Here is a 16,239-nt window from a genome sequence, read left to right on the forward strand (position 1 = left end):
GGGATTGAAAGTGCAACCGCCTCAGTTTTCCAGAAGGAAGGCGACAGAGCGGGCGGGAATGGCGATCTGCTCTCCGGCTGGCGTTTCGCCTGCTGTCGTCAATACAGACCAGCCGCCGCTCTCGGAAGCCGGCAATATGACGGCGCGTTCGTCTGCTGCGCGATTGAAGACTATGGCGAGCCGCGTCGATCGGTGCGTTGCACGATCCTCTGTTTGTAGCGTCATGCCAAGCACGGCCGCTCCGGGCGCTTCCCAATCCGGCACCGTCATCGGCGTCCCTGCGCCGGAGAACCAAAGCACGTCACCATCGCCGCGGAAGAAATTCATGTCGCCAAAGGCGGTAAAACGGTGGCGCAGACCAGCGAGCCAGGCAGTATGGCCGATCAGTTCCTCGTCCAGCGTCTTCCAGTCCATCCAGGTGATGGCATTGTCTTGGCAGTAGGCGTTGTTGTTGCCTTGCTGGCTGCGCCCGCCTTCGTCGCCTGCCGTCAGCATGATAGCGCCGCGCGTGGCAAAGAGCGTCGACAGCATGGCTTCGATATCGGCGCGGCGCTTGCGCTGGATCGACGGATCGTCCGTTTTGCCTTCGACGCCGTTGTTCCAGGAGAAGTTCTCGTTGTGGCCATCGCGATTGTTCTCGCCATTGGCCTCATTGTGTTTGTTCTCGTAGGAAACGATGTCCATCAGTGTGAAGCCGTCATGGGCGGCGAGAAAGTTGACGCTGCGCGTCTGCGTGCGCCCGTCACGGCCGAAGATGGACGAAGAGCCGGCAAGGATCGTTGCCAGATCGCCGATGCCGGCATCGCCGCGCCAGAAGCGGCGCAGATCGTCGCGGGCGCGGTCGTTCCATTCGAGAAAGGGTGCCGGGAAATTCCCGAGCTGATAGCCGCCGGGACCGATGTCCCAGGGTTCGGCGATCATGATTCGATCCCGCAGCACCTCGTCCGCCAGCATGGTGCGCAGCGTCATGCTTTCCGAATCGAAGCTCTTGCCGTTGCGTCCCAGCACGGTGGCGAGATCGAAGCGGAAGCCGTCGATGCCAGCATTCTGCACGAAATGGCGCAGGGTATCGATGATGAGCTTTCGCGTTGCCGATTGATCGCAGGCGACGGTGTTTCCCGTGCCGGTATCGTTGACCAGCGTTCCGGGCTGGTCCGGCAGGTGGCGGAAATAAGTCGGGTTGTCGAGGCCGCGCAGGGATAACGTCGGGCCCTGGCGGTCGCTTTCGCCGGTATGATTGAAGACGAGATCTAGGATGACCGCGATGCCTTCGGCGTGAAGGGCAGCGACTGTCTCGCGCAGCTCCTTCATGCCGGCGGGTACGAGGCGCGGGTCGAGCGCCATGAAGGCGACGGGATTGTAACCCCAGCCATTGGTGAGGCCGAGCGGCGGCAGGTGCCGTTCATCGATCCATGCGGTGATCGGCATCAGCTCGACGGCGCCGACCTGCAGGCGCTTGAGATGGGCGATGATGGCGGGATGGGCGAGGGCGCCGAACGTGCCCCGCTTCTCAGCCGGCACATCCGGATGCAGCATGGTGAAGGGTTTGACGGCAATTTCGTAGATCAGGCCGCCTGGCTGAAACAGAGGTTTGGTCGGCTTGACGGCGACATCGCGCGAGACGATCGCCTTGGGCATCAGATCCTGCGTATCGGCACCGAAGACACCCAGTCGTGGATCGTAACGAAACGCCCGATCGAGCTCCCTGGCGTAGGGATCGACCAACAGCTTGGATGGGTCGAACCACAGGCCGTGATCAGGATCATAGGCGCCATGGGCGCGCAGGCCATAGCGCGCGCCTTCCCTTGCTTCCTTGACGAAAAGGCGATGCTCATCGCCGTCGCGTGTGAGCGGAAGCCGCGCGATTTCCTTGTGGCCCTCGGCGTCGAACAGACAGAGGTCTATCTGCTCGGCGTGTCTGGAATAGACAGCAAATTCGACACCCGAGTCGGTGGGGGTGGCGCCAAGGCAGCGGGTTGTCGGTTCGGACATGTCTCGCGGGCTTTCCATTTTCGGACGTTGGAACGAAGGTGATGCAATTTGCCGTCGTTCCCGGATAACCCCCTCATCCGTCTTTCGGCGATTTCGCTCTGCTCAATCACCGAAATCCACCTTCTCCCCGAGGGGAGAAGGTCCTTATGGCACAATCTCCTCTCCCCTCGGGGAGAGGGCAGGGTGAGGGGGCTCTGCAAAAATTGCCGTCAGGTGATCACCGTCGGTGCATCACGGCCGGTGCGGCCCTTGATGTCGGCGATATCCTGAGCGGCCGTGATGAGATCGGCCAGCGCTTCCTGGGTTTCGATATTGTGGCGGGTCGAATCGGGCTCGTAACGCTCGATGTAGACGCGGAGCGTCGCGCCCGTCGTGCCGGTGCCGGAGAGGCGGAAGACGACGCGCGAGCCGCCCTCGAACATGATGCGGATGCCCTGATGCTGGCTAACCGACTTGTCGACCGGATCGTGATAGGCAAAATCGTCGGCAGCGGAAACAGTGAGGTCGCCGAACTTCGTGCCCGGCAGGGTCGGCAGCTTTTCGCGCAGCGCTGCAATGAGACCGTTGGCGGCATCGGTATCGACGCCTTCATAATCGTGGCGGGAATAATAGTTGCGGCCATAGGCGGCCCAATGCTGCGTCACGATATCGATGACGCTCTCGCCGCGCACAGCCAGGATGTTCAGCCAGAGCAGCACGGCCCAAAGACCGTCCTTTTCGCGAACATGGTTTGAGCCGGTGCCGGAGCTTTCCTCGCCGCAGATCGTCGCCATGCCCGCGTCGAGCAGATTGCCGAAGAATTTCCAGCCGGTCGGCGTTTCGTAGATGCCGACGCCGCGCTTTTCGGCAACACGATCGGCGGCGCCGCTTGTCGGCATCGAACGGGCGATGCCGGCGATGCCATGCGAGTAGCCGGGAGCGAGGTTGGCGTTGGCTGCGAGGATCGCCAGGCTGTCGGACGGGGTGACGTAGATGCCCTTGCCGATGATGAGATTGCGGTCGCCGTCGCCGTCGGATGCTGCGCCGAAATCGGGCGCATCGTCGCTCATCATGTCGTCGTAGAGCTCCTTGCAGTAGACGAGGTTCGGATCCGGATGATGACCGCCGAAATCCGGCAGCGGCAGGAAGTTGCGCACCGATCCATCCGGGGCGCCAAGACGGATTTCAAAGATTTCCTTGGCATAAGGGCCGGTGACGGCGCTCATCGCATCGAAGCAGATGCGGAAGCCGAGGCTGATCAGGTTGCGGATCGCGCCGAAATCGAACAGCTCTTCCATCAGGGCTGCATAGTCTTCGACCGGATCGATGACCGAAACGATCATGCCGTCGATATCTTCGCGGCCGATGCGATCGAGGTTGATATCCGGGAAATCGGCAATCTTGTAGCTTTCGATCACCTTGGAGCGCTCGTAGATGGCGTCGGTGATCTTTTCAGGCGCGGGGCCGCCATTGCCGATATTGTACTTGATGCCGAAGTCTTCCGTCGGGCCACCGGGATTGTGGCTGGCCGACAGGATAATGCCGCCGAAGGCCTTGTATTTGCGGATGATGTTGGAGGCTGCAGGCGTCGAGAGGATGCCGCCCTTGCCGACCATCACCTTGCCGAAACCGTTCGCAGCGGCCATTTTGATGGCCTTCTGGATGACTTCGCGATTGTAGTAGCGGCCATCGCCGCCGATGACCAGGCACTTGCCCTGATAGCCTTCGAGCGAATCGAAAATCGACTGGATGAAGTTTTCCGCGTAATTCGGTTGCTGGAATACCGGAACCTTCTTTCGCAGGCCCGAAGTACCTGGTTTCTGGTCCGCGAAGGGGGTGGTGGGTACTGTTTTAATCATCGGGTTAAGCGCCTCTCGAGACTAGACTGGAGTAAAGAGCGGCGTAGCGTTCTGCGCTCCTGCCCCAGGATACGTCGGATTTCATGCCCTGCTTTTGCATCTGCGTCCAGACCTTTCGATCCGGGAAAAGATGCATGGCACGGCGCACGGCCTGCAAAAGCCCTTCCGCGGTGATGGGCGAGAATTGAATGCCGGTCGCGACTTTTGCCTGCAGCGCGGCATGGTTGGCGTCGATAATCGTATCGTTCAGCCCGCCCGTTCGCGCAACGATGGGTAGGCAGCCATAGCGTAAGCCATAAAGCTGCGTGAGGCCACAGGGTTCGAAGCGCGAGGGAATGATAATCGCATCACAGCCGGCCTGCATCAGATGCGACATGGGTTCGTTGTAGCCGGCCGAAACACCGACGCGACCGCGATGACGGCCGGCTGCGGCAAAAAGCGCGCCCTCCAGCGCCGCGTCACCTGCACCGAGAATTGCGAGCTTGCCGCCCATGTGAACGATCTCGCTGGCAACTTCAGCCAGAATATCCATGCCCTTCTGCCAGGTGAGGCGGCTGACGACGCAGAAGATCGGACCGTCATCTTCGTCGAGGCCGAAATGCTCGACGACCCGATGGCGGTTGATGGCGCGATCCTTCAGCGTCGCCGCGCTATAGGTCTGCGCGATCATCGGATCGGTCGCAGGGTTCCAGATATCGTCGTCGATGCCGTTGACGATGCCGTAGAGATTGTAGGCCTTGCTGGCGATGACGCCTTCGAGGCCCATGCCGAATTCGGGCGTCAGGATTTCCTCGGCATAGGATGGGCTGACGGTGGTCAGGGCATGTGCCGTCTGCAGCCCGCCTTTCAGGAAGCCGACATCGCCGTAATATTCGATGCCTTCCATGGAGAAAGCGTGGGCCGGCAGGCGCAGGCCGGGAAAGATGTCGGAGCCGAACTGGCCCTGGAATGCGATGTTGTGGATGGTCAGCACGCTCGGCCGCTCCGGCGTCGGATAGTAGCGCATGTAGACCGGCACCAAGGCCGACTGCCAGTCATGCGCATGCACGAGATCCGGCCGCCAGCCGGGCAGGAGGCCGGCGGCAATTTCCGCACCGGCGAGCGACAGCGCGGCGAAACGACGCCAGTTGTCGGGATAGTCCTTGCCCGTTGCATCGACATAAGGGCCGCCGGTACGGCTGTAATAGGCCGGTGCATCGAGCACGAGGAAGGAAATGCCCGCGTGCTCGACCTCGAGAATGGTGGCTGCCTCGCCAAGGAGATCCGGAAGCTCCAAACGGGCAACCGGATCGCGGATGGCTTTCATGACTGCAGGATAGCCCGGGATGAGGGTCTTGGTTTCAACGCCATAGGGCTTCAGTGCAATAGGCAGGGCGCCGACCACATCGGCCAGGCCCCCTGTCTTGATCAGGGGGAAGACTTCGGACGAAACCGAGAGAACCTTCATAGGTTACAAATCCAGCTTGTCGATCATCGATTGGGTGATCAGGCAGATGCCGCTCTCCGTGCGGCGCCAGCGTTTGGCATCCAGTTCCGGATCTTCACCGACCACCAGACCCTCGGGAATGGTGACGCCGTGGTCGATGACGACATTCTTGAGCTGAGCCCGGCGGCCGATCTTGACGCTCGGCAGCACGACTGCGCCCTCCAGCTTGGAGTAGGAATTGGCGCGGACACCGGTAAAGAGCAGGCTATTGTAGAGGCTGGCACCGGAAATGATGCAATCGCCGGCAACGACGGAGGAGACTGCCGAACCGCGGCGGTCCTCGTCGTCGTGAACGAACTTGGCCGGCGGGCTGATTTCCGCATAGGTCCAGATCGGCCAGGACTTGTCGTAGATGTCGAGTTCCGGCACCACGGCGGTCAGGTCGATGTTGGCCTGCCAATAGGCATCGATTGTGCCGACGTCGCGCCAATAGGCTTCGCGCTCGAAATCGGAGCGGACGCAGGACTGTGTGAAGCGATGGGCGACGGCTTTGCCGTTCTTGACGATGTAGGGAATGATGTCCTTGCCGAAATCGCGGCTGGAATTCGGATCGGCCGCATCGCGCTTCAGGCATTCGATCAGGAATTTCGTATGGAAGACGTAGATCCCCATCGAAGCGAGCGCGAAGTCCGGATTGCCAGGGATGCCGGGCGGATCGGCTGGCTTTTCGACGAAGTCGATAATCTGGTCTTTTTCGTCGACATGCATGACGCCGAAGCCGACAGCTTCCATGCGTGGCACTTCCAGGCAGCCGATGGTGACGTCAGCGCCGGAATCGACGTGCTGCTGCAGCATCCATTCGTAGTCCATTTTGTAGATGTGGTCGCCGGCGAGGATGACCATGTATTCCGGACCATAGGGCTCGATGATGTCGATGTTCTGATAGACGGCGTCTGCGGTGCCCTCATACCACTGCGTTTCAGAAACGCGCTGCGAGGCCGGCAGGATATCGAAGCTTTCGTTTCGTTCGGGACGAAAGAAGTTCCAGCCGCGCTGCATGTGGCGGATCAGCGAATGGGCCTTGTATTGCGTCGCGACGCCGATGCGGCGGATGCCGGAATTGAGCGCGTTTGACAGCGCGAAATCGATGATCCGGGTCTTGCCGCCGAAATAGACGGCTGGCTTGGCACGGCGGTCGGTCAGTTCTTTCAGGCGGCTGCCGCGCCCCCCGGCAAGAACGTAGGCCATGGCATCGCGTGCCAGCGGCTGGAAACGTTTTTCTACCATTTTATTCCTCCCTGTCCGTAGTGATCTCAGAATTCCGGTTCGAGCATGATGGTCGCCAGGGGAGGCAGCGTTATCACCGCCTGCACGCCTCCGCCTGCATTGACGGCCTGGACACGCCCGCCATTCCCCTTGCCGCTGCCGCCGTAGATGTCGGCATCGGTGTTCAATATCTCGCGCCACCGCCCCTCAGCTGGCAGACGCAAGGTGTAATTCTCTCGATAGACTGGCGTGAAATTGGTGATGACGGCAACCGGCTTTTCGCCCGGCGCCTTGCGCAGCCAGGCGAAGACCGAGTTTTCGAAATCGTCGACGACAAGCCATTCGAAACCCTCGCCCTCGCAGTCGCGGGCATGGAGCGCCGGCTTGCTGCGATAGGTGAAATTGAGATCGCGAACGAGACGACGCATGCCTTCGTGCATGCGGTACTGCAGCAGGTTCCAGTCAAGCGCGCGCTCCTCGCTCCACTCGCTCCACTGTGCGAATTCCTGGCCCATGAAGAGCAGCTTTTTGCCGGGATAGCCCCACATGAAGGCATAGTAGGCGCGCAGATTGGCGAATTTCTGCCAGTCGTCCCCCGCCATCTTGGCGATCAGCGATCCCTTGCCGTGAACCACCTCATCATGGGAGAGCGGCAGGACGAAGTTTTCCGAGAAGGCATAGATCAGGCCGAAGGTCAGCTCGTTGTGGTGATATTTGCGATGCACGGGCTCGCGGGCGAGATAGCTCAGCGTATCGTGCATGAAGCCCATGTTCCACTTGAAGCCGAAGCCGAGGCCGCCTTCATGAACCGGCTGGGATACTTTCGGCCAGGAGGTCGATTCCTCGGCGATGGTCATGACGCCGGGATGCGCACCATAGATCCGGGTATTCACCGACTGCAGGAAGCGGACGGCTTCGAGATTTTCGTTGCCGCCATATTCGTTCGGGATCCATTCGCCATGCTTGCGCGAATAGTCAAGGTAGAGCATGGAGGCCACGGCATCGACGCGCAAACCGTCCAAGTGGTATTTTTCCGCCCAGTAGAGTGCGTTGTTCAGCAGATAGGCGAGCACTTCGGTGCGACCGAAATTGTAGATCGCCGTGTTCCAGTCGGGATGAAAGCCCTTGCGCGGGTCTTCATGTTCGTAAAGGGCGGTGCCATCGAACCAGCGCAGGCCATGTTCGTCCGTCGGGAAATGCGCTGGCACCCAGTCGAGGATAACGCCGATGCCGACCTTGTGGCAGCCGTTGACGAAACGGGCAAAGCCTTCCGGTTCGCCGAAGCGGGCAGTCGGGGCGTAAAGGCCCGTGGTCTGATAACCCCAGGACGGATCGTAGGGATGTTCGGTGATCGGCAGGAATTCGATATGGGTGAAGCCCATGTCGACGCAATAGGGGATGAGGCGCGAGGCAAGCTCGTCCCATGACAGCATCGAACCGTCGTCGCGGCGCTGCCAGGAACCGGCATGCACCTCATAGATGGAGATCGGCTGGCGGCGCTGGTCGACGCTTGCCCAATGTTCGCGATGCGCCGAATCGTCCCAGACCTGAAGCAGTTCGTTGGCGGTGACCGAAGCCGTCTTCGGGCGCAGCTCGCTGCGTCGGGCAAAGGGATCGGCCTTCAGCGGCAGCAATACGCCATCATGGCCACGGATTTCGAACTTGTAGGCGACCCCGGCTGGCACATCCGGGGCGAAGATTTCCCAGATGCCGCTGTCGGCGCGGAAACGCATGACGTGCCGGCGGCCATCCCAATTGTTGAAATCGCCGACGACGGAAACACGCTGCGCATTCGGCGCCCAGACGGCGAAATGAAAGCCCTGGACGCCTTCATGCTTCAGCGGATGAGCGCCCATCTTGTCGAACAGGCGCAGATGCGTGCCCTGGCGGGCAAAGTAATCGTCCATCGGCCCGAGAACCGGACCGAAGCTGTAGGGATCGGTTACTGCCCATTCTGCATCGCCGCGCCGGGCGCGATAGCGGACCGGCTGCTGCTTGGCGAGTTTGACGTCGCCGGAAAAGAAGCCTGCCGGATCGAGGCATGCGAGCTCGCCGATGACGGAACCGTCGAGCGCCGTGGCGGTGACGGCTTCCGCGCCAAGGATGAAACAGCGGGCCACATAGCCGTCATCCGTCTTGTGAATGCCGAGAACGGCAAACGGATCGGAATGGGTGCCTGCGAGAATTGCAGCAATATCCTCTGCCGAAATATCGCTCGAGCTCGTGGCGTCAGCGGTTTTTTTCGGCTTTTTCATCCGGCTCTCCAGATTTCCTTGGCGTATTGACGGATCGTCCGGTCGGAGGAGAACCAGCCCATGCGAGCGGTATTGTTGATCGTCTTTGCGTACCACTCCGACGGGTTGGCCCAGAGAATGTCGACTTCGCGCTGTGCCGAGGCATAGGCGTCGAAATCGGCGGCGACCATGAACCAGTCGTGGCTATAGATGCCGTCGATCAGGCTGGCGTAGCGGTTGCGATCGTCGGGAGAGAAGACGCCGGAGGCAATGGCCGAAAGTGCCTGAGCCAATTCGCGCGAGCGCTCGATAATGGCGCGCGGATTGTGACCGTCGCTGCGCAGGTTTGCGACCTCGTCGGCCCGCAGTCCGAAGATGACGATATTGTCCTCGCCGACATTGTCGCGCATTTCGACATTGGCACCGTCCAGCGTGCCGATGGTCAGCGCGCCGTTGAGGCCGAATTTCATGTTGCCCGTGCCGGAGGCTTCCATGCCGGCGGTCGAAATCTGCTCGGAAAGATCGGCGGCCGGAACCATGACTTCCGCCAGCGAGACGTTGTAGTTCGGCACGAAGACGACCTTCAAGAGGCCGCGCACCGAGGGATCGTTATTGATGACGCGGGCGACGTCGTTGATCAGTTTGATGATGAGCTTCGCGTTGTGATAGCTCGGTGCCGCCTTGCCGGCGAAGAGCTTGACGCGCGGCTGCCAGTCGAGTTCCGGATGCGAGCGGATCTGGTCGTAAAGCGCCACCGCTTCGATGACATTCAGAAGCTGACGCTTGTATTCATGGATGCGCTTGATCTGGATATCGAACATCGCATTCGGGTCGAGCTTGATGCCCATGCGGCTGGCGACGAGGTTGGAGAGCTGCACCTTGTTGGCACGCTTGATGGCGGCGAACTTCTCCTGGAAGGCGCTGTCGCGGGCAAACTGATCCAGCGGCTTCAGCTGTTCCGCATCGTCGAGGAAGGCGTCGCCGATGGTTTCGCGTACGAGATTGGTCAGTCCGGGATTGCACTGCATCAGCCAGCGCCGCGGCGTGATGCCGTTCGTCTTGTTGTTGATGCGATCGGGATAGAGCTTGTGCAGGTCGGCGAAGACCGTGACCTTCATCAAATCGGTATGAAGCGCGGAAACGCCGTTGATCGAATGCGAGCCGACGAAGGCGAGATTGCCCATGCGCACGCGGCGATCGCCATTCTCGTCGATGAGTGAGATCGAGCGGATTTCGGTGTCGCTGAAATTGCGCAGCTTGCGCGCTTCCAAAAGTACCTTGGCGTTGATCGCGTAGACGATCTGCATGTGGCGTGGCAAAAGCCGCTCGAACAGCGGTACGGGCCAGCTTTCGAGCGCTTCCGGCAGCAGGGTGTGGTTGGTGTAGCCGAAGGTGTTCCTGGTGATATCCCAGGCCTTGTCGAAATCGAAGCCGTGGACATCGATCAGCAGGCGCATCATTTCCGTGACGGACACGGCCGGATGCGTGTCGTTCAGCTGGATCGCAACCTTGTCGGCGAGATTGGTTAGGTCGTCATATTGCTGCAGGTGGCGGCGCAGGATGTCCTGCAGCGAGGCCGACGAGAAGAAGAATTCCTGGCGCAGGCGCAGTTCCTGACCGGCGGGCGTCGCATCGGCGGGATAGAGAACGCGGGTCAGGCTTTCGGCCTTGTTGCTTTCGCGCAGCGCGCCGATATGGTCACCGGCGTTGAAGGCATCGAGCAGGATCGGGTCGATCGGCTGCGCCGACCAGAGGCGCAGCGTGTTGACGCGCTTGCCGCGCCAGCCGACGACGGGCGTGTCGAATGCAGTGGCGATGACGCGCTCGGCCGGCTTCCAGACGTAACGCGGCTGGTCGTCGTGACCGCCGATGGTCTCGACGCCGCCGCCGAAGCCAATTTCATAGGAGCTTTCCTGGCGTTCGAATTCCCACGGATTGCCATGTGCCAGCCAGGTTTCCGGCAGCTCCACTTGCCAGCCATCGGCCATCTGCTGGCGGAAGAGACCATGCACGTAACGAATACCGTAACCATAGGCCGGCACATCGACGGTAGCCATGGATTCCATGAAACAGGCGGCAAGACGGCCAAGACCGCCATTGCCGAGCGCTGCGTCGGGCTCAAGGCCGGCGATGACACGAATATCGACGCCCAGCGAAGCGAGAGCGTTGGTGATTTCCTCCATTAGGCCCAGATTGGAGATGGCGTCGCGCATCAGGCGGCCGATGAGGAATTCGAGTGACAGATAGTAAACGCGCTTGGCACCCGTCTGATAGGCTTTTCGGGTGGATTCGATCCATTTGTCGATGACGCGGTCGCGGATGACAAGGATCGTTGCCGTCAGCCAGTCGTGCGGCTTGGCGACCTTCGCATCCTTGCCGATGCGGTACGTCAAGCGCTCGATGATTTCTTCGGCAAGGATTTCGGGGCGGGAACTGCGCGGGGCTGGAACGGGGAGATCGGCCTTCGTCAAGTTATTCATACTATCAACTCTCGCCATTTATGATTTATATTCAGCGTGTTACGCTCAATTAAATCGATTTGCCTTTCCGTTTCACTATCAGTTTACGCACCGATGTAAAGCAGTTGCAACAAGCGAGTTGGGCGGATGCGAAAAATGCCGCCAAAGGTTTGCCATGGGCCGGAAAAGACTTGATTCCGATGATGTTTCGGGCTTTTATTCGCGCATCGATCAAACGAAAAGCCGCTCGATACTCGCATCGCGCGGCTTTTTCTTTGTTATCTATCTATGGTTGCTTGGTGCTATCGCCAGCAAGATCACTTGGTCAGCAGCGTCATCTGCTTCGACGTTTCCGTGGCGATTGTCGTAAATGCCTTGAAGAGATCCGCAGCGCTTTGGGGCGTAAAGTAGTCGGAGGCTGAAGTAGCGCAATACTTCAGCAAAGCCTGGCCATTTTCCGGTGCCATGAAGGCAATCGTGTACACGTGGATGCCCTTGCTGCGTGCCTTGTCGCATTGTTCCTTGGTCTTTGTATCGGCATTTGACACGTTGTTGTCACCATCGGTCATGAACACGATGTACATGGTCGGGTTCAGGACGCCGCTTTTGTCCTTATGTTGGAGCTGCTCATATGTCAGTCCTGACGTCGTCGACGATTTCGTCAATGCGTCGACAGCGGCCGTAAACGCGGGGGCCGAATTCGTGGAGCCGCTCGAAGTTAGGTTGTTGACATACGTCGTGATGCCGCTCGTGCCCCAAGCCAGGGCTGTAGGCGTTTGAGCGACATTGTTATAGGAGTCCGCGCCTGTTCGAACATACATCATGTTCGGGTCGGCACTGTTTAGCTGTGCAGCCAGATTGGAAGTGGCAATCTTCAGCGATTCCATTTTGGTGTAGTAATTCGTCTTGGTGGCGGTGCAAGTACTCCACACCTGCCAGCCGTTCGCATTCGTCTTCAAGCAGCTATAGGTATATGTCGTGGTCGGCTGCTGGGTATTGACCGTGTCCGTGGCTTCATCCATGGATCCGGAACGGTCCAGAACGAAATACATCGACAGCGCATTCTTCTGGGTTTCGGAAGTCTTGCCGCTGATTGACGTGCTGGATGCAGAAATGTTCAGGGAACTTTGCCCTGTCAGGCGTGTCATGCTGTTCACGGACATCGAATAGGATGCATTTACGACGACCGTGTAACCAGAATTCCCGGAGGAATCGGTCGTTTTTGTTACCGTCGTGCTGGTGCCCGCTTTCAGTGAATTCGCAGCATCGGTATCGCCAGCGAGATAGTTCGACATTTGGCCGAGGACGAAATTGTTGCCGAGATTCTTGGCGGTCGTGGTGGTCGCACTGCCGTCCGCAAGTGCGGTTGCAGTCGCGAGCGCGGCGGCGTCCGTTGATTCCTGAAGTTGGCTGCGTGTCAGCGACATGTTCGTGACATCGACCGCTACACCTCCCGCCACCGCCAGCACGGGTACGGCAATCGCCGTCAGGATGCCAAAATTTCCAACTCTATCGCGCAGAAGTTGTTTAAATGCCCAAAGTATATCGGAGCCGGCAATCATCATGTCCGCCTATTGGAAAGAGTTAAATTCTCAAGAACGGCAGGACTATCAATTACAAATATTAGTTGAAGGTTTAAGCGGTCGGTTGATTTTTAACAAACTACATAATCTGGCGCGATTTGCTTCAGATTTTTACTACTTTAAGTATATTCTATTTTAGTGGAACGACATCTACTGCCTGAACGGCTTTCTGATTGCCGTAGCTCTTCAGTACGCCGATAACGGGGGCAACGTCCGAATAATCGCGGCCATAGGCAACGACGATGTGATCGGTGCCGGCGGGAATATTGTTGGTCGGATCGAGTTCGATCCAGCCTGCCGTCTCACCGCACCAGGCGCGCACCCAGGCATGCATGGCGTCGGCGCCTTCCAGCCTTTCCTTGCCGGGCGGCGGAATGGTGCGCAAGAAGCCGCTGACATAGCCGGCGGGGATACCGAGGCTGCGGAGCGCGATGATCATCACATGGGAAAAATCCTGGCAGACCCCGCGCTTGAGGCGAAATGCCTCCTTGGGGGTGGTATCGACCGTCGTCGCCTTGGGATCGTAGGTGAAGTCCTTGTGGATCTGCGCACAGACCGCATGCGCAATCTGCAGTGTCGTCAGTTTGGTCGATTTCCATTGCCTGGCATAATCGGTGATTTCGCCCGTCTCCGGCAGGCGCGGGCTGCTGCCGAGGAAATGGTGGGGCGAAGACGGATCGATCGACCAGCAGTCTTCGATCTCTTCCGGCAACTTGGCGAGCAGGGGGGAGAAGTCGGCGGCGACAGGCTGGCTCTCCACCTGAACGCGCGCCTGCATGCGGATATCGAGCCTTTCATGCGGGTCGCGAACCAGGATCGAGGTTGCCGGATGCTGGAAGAAATCCGTGAAGTTGGATTGTTCGTCCGGCCCCGGGGTTATCTTTACCGAGCCGGCGATCAGCCTCTGCCGATTCGGCAGGGAGAGCGGCATGACGCGCAGGATATGCCGCGCGCCGCTTGCCGACACGTCGTAGATGTAGCCCATGTGAAGCGAGAGATCGTAGAGCATTACGTCATCCGAGGTAGGTGCGTGCCAGCAGGTCGGACAGCCGCTCCAGTTCGCGCGCCAGCTGCTGGTAGACTTCGACAGTCATCGCTTCGGGCGTCATTACAGCCAACCCCGAATGCAGGCGCATGGCCTCGCGGAAAAAAGGCGACATCTGGCCGTTGACGTAAGCGTTCGGGAGCTGTTCGACCTCGCGGTGGATCTCGTTCATCTGGAAGAGGATCGATCGCGGGTTGAGCGGATCGAGTGCCAGCAGGTCCGTCACTGTCAGCCGAGCGGTATTGACGTTGTAGCGGCGGCGATGGGTCATGACGCTGTCGCCGATTTCAAGCAGCATGTCGAGCGCGCCGTCGGGCGCATCGGGGCCGGACATATGGCCGAGCAGCCGTGTCATGTGCAGGCCGCGCTCGATATAGCGGCCGAGCGACAGGAAGCGCCAGCCGGTGAAGCGATACATGTTTTCATGCACGAGGCCGGCGAAGCCCGCGAGCTTGCGCAGCAGGATCGTCATGGCATGGCTGGCATCGTCGCCAGGTTTCACCCCTTCCTTGAAGCGGCGTGCCGTCTTGGCGAGATCGTTCAGCGCCAACCAGCCGTCGGGAGAGAAGCGATCGCGAATATTGCTGGCCGAATAGACGGCGCTATCGATGTTGCGCAGCAGGGTTTCTGGCACCGCCTGCTTGGTATCGATGTCGATGGCGGCAAGATAGGCGCTGACATCGGCAAGCAGCGGCTGGTTGGGATCGGCCGCCTCGGCAAAACGGCCATGCCAGGCGCGCAGGATGCGCAGGGCGCCTTCAGCGCGCTCGATATAGCGGCCGAGCCAGAAAAGGTTGTCGGCCGCCCGGCTCGGCAGGCTGCCCGGCATGTTGCGGGTGAAAGTTTCTTCGGCCGGCAGAAGCGTGTGCGCCTCGACGGGCTTGTCGGAGACGATCCAGACATCGGCTGCCGAACCTCCTGCCTGCATGGCAATTGCCGCGACATCGTCGCCGCTGCCGATGCGGGCGAAGCCGCCGGGCATGATCTGCCAGCCGTTTTCCGTGCGGGCGGCGAAGACACGCAGGCTCATCGGCCGCGGCGTCAGCCTGCCATTGACCCAGGCCGGCGTCGTCGAAAGTGTCACGACCTCCTGGCCAACCAATTTTTGACCTTCGGTTGCCAGCCAATCCGCAATCGAATCGCGGGCGGTGCTGCGCAGGGTCGAGCCCAGCACGGACTGGCCGTTGTCATCGAAGAAGGGCATGCAGGAATAGGCCGGGCCAATGACCATCTTCTCGATGTTGGCGGCGACATGTTCGCGCTCTGCCTTTTGGCCGCACCACCAGGTGGCGATCGACGGCAACTTCAATTCCTCACCACGCAGATGCCGACAGATGGTCGGCATGAAGGCGAGAAGGGCGCGCGTCTCGAGAATACCGGAGCCGAGCGCATTGACGATGGTCACCGTCTGCGCCCGCAAGGCCTCGACCATGCCGGGCGTACCGATATGGGAATGCTGGTTGAGCTCCAACGGATCGGCATAGGAGGCATCGAGGCGGCGCCAGAGGACACTGATCGGCCGCAGCCCCGCGACGGTGCGCACCATCAGCTGATCGTTGACGACGGTGATATCCTCGCCCTCCAGCAGCATGAAGCCGAGATAGCGGGCGATATAGGCGTGCTCATAATAAGTCTCGTTGGCAGGCCCCGGTGTCAGGACGGCAACACGTCCTTCGGCTCCGCGCTTGCCGCCAAGAAGCGCATCGCGAAAGGCACCGAAGAAGGAGGCAAGGCGATGAACCTTGGTTTCGGCATAGATATCGGAAAAGGCACGGGTGGTAGCGACACGGGTTTCCAGCGCAAAGCCGGCGCCGGATGGCGCCTGCGCGCGGTCAGCCAGCACCCACCAGTTCCCGTCAGGACCGCGGCCGACTTCGAAAGCCAGGAAATGCAGGTAATGGCCGCTTGCTGGCTTGACGCCGACAAGCGGGCGCAGGAATTCCGGATTGCCGGCAATCAGCGCCGGTGGCAAAAGCCCTTCGTTCACGAGCCGATTGTCGCCATAGATATCGGCGATGATCGATTCCAAAAGGTCGGCGCGCTGCTGCAGGCCTTCGGAGAGAGCCTGCCATTCGCGCTCGTCGATGAGTACGGGAATATGGGAGATCGGCCAGTTCCGCTCGCTGATCCCAGCCGTTCCGTAGGCGCGATAGAAGACGCCCGCATCGCGCAAATAGCGGTCGGCGCGGGCGAAGCGCTCGGTCAGTTCCTCTTCTGATAGGCGCGAGAGTGCTGACAGAAAGTTCTGCCAGACTGGGCGGACGGCACCTTTGTTGTCGACCATTTCGTCGGCGACGCCGGGCAGGGGACGATAGGCAAAGGCCGGCGCCTTGGCAGTGCCGGTCTTCACCTCATCCCGTCGTTCCGTCGCCGGTTTTCTACCCATGCTCAGTCTC

Annotated in this window: 9 protein-coding genes; all 9 read right to left on the reverse strand. The window is 60.1% G+C overall.

Annotation, left to right across the window (positions count from 1 at the left end):
- Positions 1–21: 21 nt before the first annotated feature.
- The 9 genes from glgX to PH558_RS00925 all read right to left on the reverse strand — a co-directional run bounded on the left by glgX (position 22) and on the right by PH558_RS00925 (position 16,229).
- Entirely contained in the window at positions 22–1,992 is a 1,971-nt protein-coding gene (gene glgX / locus PH558_RS00885; RefSeq protein WP_285201815.1) for a glycogen debranching protein GlgX, read from the reverse strand.
- 209 nt (positions 1,993–2,201) lie between these two features.
- Positions 2,202–3,830 (reverse strand): alpha-D-glucose phosphate-specific phosphoglucomutase, encoded by a 1,629-nt coding sequence (locus tag PH558_RS00890; protein ID WP_069613291.1) that lies wholly within the window; start codon positions 3,828–3,830, stop codon positions 2,202–2,204.
- Positions 3,831–3,834: 4 nt separating this feature from the next.
- Positions 3,835–5,277, reverse strand: coding sequence for a glycogen synthase GlgA (glgA, locus tag PH558_RS00895; RefSeq protein WP_285201819.1), 1,443 nt, complete (start codon positions 5,275–5,277; stop codon positions 3,835–3,837).
- 3 nt (positions 5,278–5,280) lie between these two features.
- Positions 5,281–6,543 (reverse strand): glucose-1-phosphate adenylyltransferase, encoded by a 1,263-nt coding sequence (gene glgC / locus PH558_RS00900; protein ID WP_095435817.1) that lies wholly within the window; start codon positions 6,541–6,543, stop codon positions 5,281–5,283.
- A 26-nt stretch (positions 6,544–6,569) separates the two neighbouring features.
- Positions 6,570–8,777: a 1,4-alpha-glucan branching protein GlgB gene (gene glgB / locus PH558_RS00905; RefSeq protein ID WP_113408302.1), complete on the reverse strand. Its 2,208-nt coding sequence runs from the start codon at positions 8,775–8,777 to the stop codon at positions 6,570–6,572.
- Entirely contained in the window at positions 8,774–11,236 is a 2,463-nt protein-coding gene (locus PH558_RS00910; RefSeq protein ID WP_095435815.1) for a glycogen/starch/alpha-glucan phosphorylase, read from the reverse strand. Before PH558_RS00910 ends, glgB begins: the two co-directional genes overlap by 4 nt.
- Positions 11,237–11,532: 296 nt before the next feature.
- Entirely contained in the window at positions 11,533–12,780 is a 1,248-nt protein-coding gene (locus tag PH558_RS00915) for a vWA domain-containing protein (RefSeq protein ID WP_285201820.1), read from the reverse strand.
- Between the two features lie 148 nt (positions 12,781–12,928).
- Positions 12,929–13,807, reverse strand: coding sequence for a transglutaminase family protein (locus PH558_RS00920; RefSeq protein ID WP_285201821.1), 879 nt, complete (start codon positions 13,805–13,807; stop codon positions 12,929–12,931).
- Between the two features lie 4 nt (positions 13,808–13,811).
- Entirely contained in the window at positions 13,812–16,229 is a 2,418-nt protein-coding gene (locus PH558_RS00925) for a circularly permuted type 2 ATP-grasp protein (RefSeq protein ID WP_113408301.1), read from the reverse strand.
- Positions 16,230–16,239: the final 10 nt, after the last annotated feature.

This window comes from Rhizobium pantanalense (assembly GCF_030182525.1).
In the GTDB taxonomy this organism is placed as follows: domain Bacteria; phylum Pseudomonadota; class Alphaproteobacteria; order Rhizobiales; family Rhizobiaceae; genus Rhizobium.

Coding starts and splice junctions, on each gene's coding strand:
- glgX (WP_285201815.1), bottom strand. CDS start 1,992: ATGTCCGAACCGACAACCCGCTGCCTTGGCGCCACCCCCACCGACTCG.
- PH558_RS00890 (WP_069613291.1), bottom strand. CDS start 3,830: ATGATTAAAACAGTACCCACCACCCCCTTCGCGGACCAGAAACCAGGT.
- glgA (WP_285201819.1), bottom strand. CDS start 5,277: ATGAAGGTTCTCTCGGTTTCGTCCGAAGTCTTCCCCCTGATCAAGACA.
- glgC (WP_095435817.1), bottom strand. CDS start 6,543: ATGGTAGAAAAACGTTTCCAGCCGCTGGCACGCGATGCCATGGCCTAC.
- glgB (WP_113408302.1), bottom strand. CDS start 8,777: ATGAAAAAGCCGAAAAAAACCGCTGACGCCACGAGCTCGAGCGATATT.
- PH558_RS00910 (WP_095435815.1), bottom strand. CDS start 11,236: ATGAATAACTTGACGAAGGCCGATCTCCCCGTTCCAGCCCCGCGCAGT.
- PH558_RS00915 (WP_285201820.1), bottom strand. CDS start 12,780: ATGATGATTGCCGGCTCCGATATACTTTGGGCATTTAAACAACTTCTG.
- PH558_RS00920 (WP_285201821.1), bottom strand. CDS start 13,807: ATGCTCTACGATCTCTCGCTTCACATGGGCTACATCTACGACGTGTCG.
- PH558_RS00925 (WP_113408301.1), bottom strand. CDS start 16,229: ATGGGTAGAAAACCGGCGACGGAACGACGGGATGAGGTGAAGACCGGC.